This window comes from Actinomadura fibrosa (assembly GCF_900659615.1).
Lineage (GTDB): Bacteria > Actinomycetota > Actinomycetes > Streptosporangiales > Streptosporangiaceae > Spirillospora > Spirillospora fibrosa.
On the sequence record NZ_CAACUY010000472.1, the window covers coordinates 1 to 3,096 of the forward strand.

Sequence of the window (3,096 nt, forward strand, 5' to 3'; positions counted from 1 at the left end):
AGGCCGCCCGGCGCGGGCACGAGCACCGCGGCGGCCAGCAGCCATCCCACGGTGAGGGTGGCCGCCGCGTTCACGCCGAGCTTGGCGACCGACAGGCCGACCTTGGTCAGCGCCCCGGCCTCCGACAGGCCGGGCGCCGCGGCGGCGCTGAACGCCCCGCCGAGCCGCACGACCAGCGCGAGGACGACGAGCGCCGTCGCGGCGGCGCCGAGCGCGAGCATCGGCGTCTCGGTCCGGGGTGCCTGCCGCTCGCGTGCCGCCACGGCCGGGTCATGGATCGCCACGCCCGGAGGTACGCGGCCCCCCGCGCCCCGGTTCAGCCCGTTACCGGCACGTCCCGGAAACCGAGTCGCTAGAACCGGGCGCCGGGCGATCCGTGATCGACCGGCGGGAAGGTGACGGGCAGGGCCACCAGGGCTCGGTGGAAGGGGCCGGGGCGCCACTGGAGCTCGGCGGTGGGGACGGCGAGCTCCATGTCGGGGAGGCGGTCGAGGAGCCTCTCGATCGCCACGGACGCGATGAGGCGCGCGTGGCCCTTGGCGGGGCAGGTGTGCGGGCCGGCGCCGAACGCGAGGTGGGCGCGGTTCCCGGCGCGCTGCGCCGCGGACCGGGACGGGTCGGTGTTCGCGGCGGCGTAGCTGATGACGATCGGCTGGTCGGCGGGCAGGACGCGGCCGCGGTAGTGGACGTCCTGGCGGGGGAAGGTGGCCCCGAAGTTGGCCATCGGCGGGTCCGTCCAGAGGATCTCGTCGAGGGCGTCCTCGACGGGGAGGCTGCCGCCGGACAGGTCGCCGCCGAACCGGTCGTCCGACAGCAGCAGGCGCATGCCGTTGGCGATGAGGTTCTGCTCGGGCTCGGTGCCGGCGCCGAGCAGCAGCGTGAGCTGCTCCGCCATCTCGTCGTCGTCCAGGTTCGCGGGGTGGCTCAGCATCCAGGACGTCACGTCCGCGCCGGGCCGGGCGCGCTTCAGCGCCACGAGGTCCCGCGCCGCCTTGGCCAGGACGGCGTTGGCCTCCTCGGGGATGAGGCCCTCGAAGATGCCGCTCATCCCGTACACGAGCCGCTCGGCGATGTCGGCGGGGCAGCCGAACAGCTCGTTGAACACGAGCAGCGGCAGCACGCGCGCGTACTGGGCGATCAGGTCGGCCTTTCCGTCGGCGGCGAACCCGTCGACGAGCGCGTCCGCGCTCGTCTCGACGTGGCGGCGCAGCGCGGCGGTGTCGATCCGGTCGAGGCTGTCGGTGATGACCGACCGGAGGCGGGCGTGGACGGGGCCGTTCGCCGACAGCGTGTTGGGCCGGTACTCCAGCATCGGCAGCACCGGGCAGTCGGCGGGCACGGTCCGCTGCCACCGGCTGGCGTCCCGGGGGAAGGTGCCCGGGTCGCGCATGATCTCCAGTGCCTCGTCGTAGCCGACGGCGAGCGTGGCGGGGACGCCCGGCGCCAGCTCGACCGGCGCGAGGCCGCCGTGCTCGCGCATGGCGTCGTAGACGCGCCCCGGATCCTCGGCGAACTCGGGCCCGTACATCGGGATCCGGCCGGGGCACCGGCCCGGCGGGGTGTCGTCGGCGGTCATGGCGCACCGTCCCGGTCGAGGGTGAGCAGGTGGTCGACGAGGGCGATGAGCGCCTCGGTGGACGACGTCCGGTCGCGGGCGTCGCAGGTCACGAGCGGGGTCGTCGCGTCGAGGTCGAGGGCCTCGCGGACCTCGGCCGCGGGGAAGGACGGCGACCCCTCGAAGTGGTTGACGGCGACGGCGTAGGGCAGCCCCTGCCGTTCGACGATGTCCATGACGGCGAACGACTCCTCCAGGCGCGCGGTGTCCACGAGGATCAGCGCGCCGAGCGCGCCGCGCGCCAGGTCGTTCCAGAGCCGGGTGAAGCGCCGCTGCCCGGGCGCGCCGAACAGGTACAGGACGAGGTCGTCGCTCAGCGTCAGGCGGCCGAAGTCCATCGCGACCGTCGTGGTCGTCTTGTCCCTGATCCCGGCGAGGTCGTCGACGGACGCGCCGGCCTGCGTCATCCGCTCCTCGGTCCGCAGCGGGCGGATCTCCGACAGCGTGCCCACGTAGGTGGTCTTGCCGACGGCGAAGTGCCCCACGATGAGGATCTTCACGGCGGTCCGCACGCTGTCGCGCAGGTAGGGCGTCGCCGCCGCGATCCCGCTAGAGGCTGGCGCGGAGTCCATCGAGCACCTCCTGGAGGATGCGGGCCTTGGAGAGGCGGGCGGCGGGGGCGGGCGCGCGGGTGACGAGGTGGCCGCTGTCGACCAGGTCGGAGAGCAGCACCTTCGTGAGGCCGACGGGCAGCCGCAGGTGCCCGGAGATCTCGACGACCGACAGGGCGCCGCCCTGGCACAGCTCGACGATGCGGAGCTTCTCCGGGGACAGTCCCGTGCGCGGCAGGTCGCCGGTGGCGGTCAGCAGCGTCACGAGGTCGAACACGTTGCGGGTCGGGCGGGCCCGGCCGCCGGTGACGACGTGCGGGCGGACGAGGGCGCGCTCGTTCCTGCGGCGGTTCACGGGGTCCGGCCCGCGTCCGGCCGCGGCGGGCTGGTCATCTCCTTGCCCAGCCGCTGGACGAGCTCCTGGAGCCGGAACGACACCGTCTCCATGTCGACCCGCTGCGTGGCCGACACCGCGAGGTAGGCGCCCGGCCCGGCGGCCACGAGGAACACGTAGCCGTCGTCGAACTCGTTGACCGTCTGCCGCCAGGTGGTGTCCGGCGTGCCGCAGAACTCCGCGGTGCTGCGGGCGAGCGACTGGAGCCCGGACATGCCCGCGGCCTGCCGTTCCGCGTCGTCCCTGCTGATCCGCTCCGAGTGGGCCATCAGCAGGCCGTCGGCCGACAGCAGGATCGCGTACCGCGTCTCGGGCATCCGCAGGGCGTCGTCGAGCATCCAGCCGAGCCGGTTCGTGCCGTCGTCCATCGCGCCGTTCCACCCCTCGTTCATGGCCGCAGGTCCTTCCCTTCCACGCCCGGCGGCGTCCCGGCGCGGCCGGACCGGGTCCCCCGCTGCCAGGCGCCGAGGCCCGCGGCGGTCTCCCGGGCGGGCCGGGCCGGCTCCCGCCACGCGTCCGGATCGGCCGCGTCCCCG

General features: G+C 74.7%; 5 protein-coding genes. All 5 read right to left on the reverse strand.

Going from position 1 to position 3,096, the window contains the following annotated elements; translation table 11 throughout:
* The coding region (locus tag E1300_RS48695; RefSeq protein ID WP_370786276.1) for a hypothetical protein at nt 1-263 on the reverse strand (263 nt) is incomplete at its 3' end.
* 89 nt (nt 264-352) lie between these two features.
* Nucleotides 353-1,576 carry a cytochrome P450 gene (locus E1300_RS48700; protein ID WP_131764035.1) on the reverse strand — a complete coding sequence of 408 codons (1,224 nt, stop codon included), beginning with the start codon at nt 1,574-1,576 and terminating at the stop codon, nt 353-355.
* Nucleotides 1,573-2,187, reverse strand: a complete 615-nt coding sequence (locus tag E1300_RS48705) for a GTP-binding protein (protein ID WP_131764036.1) — start codon at nt 2,185-2,187, stop codon at nt 1,573-1,575. Before E1300_RS48705 ends, E1300_RS48700 begins: the two co-directional genes overlap by 4 nt.
* The gene (locus E1300_RS48710; protein WP_131764037.1) at nt 2,165-2,521 is read right to left on the reverse strand and encodes a DUF742 domain-containing protein; all 357 of its coding nucleotides are present in this window, start codon (nt 2,519-2,521) and stop codon (nt 2,165-2,167) included. The genes E1300_RS48705 and E1300_RS48710 overlap by 23 nt, the downstream gene beginning before the upstream one ends.
* On the reverse strand, nt 2,518-2,952 hold the full coding sequence (locus E1300_RS48715; RefSeq protein WP_242619900.1) for a roadblock/LC7 domain-containing protein: 435 nt from the start codon (nt 2,950-2,952) through the stop codon (nt 2,518-2,520). Before E1300_RS48715 ends, E1300_RS48710 begins: the two co-directional genes overlap by 4 nt.
* Nucleotides 2,953-3,096: the final 144 nt, after the last annotated feature.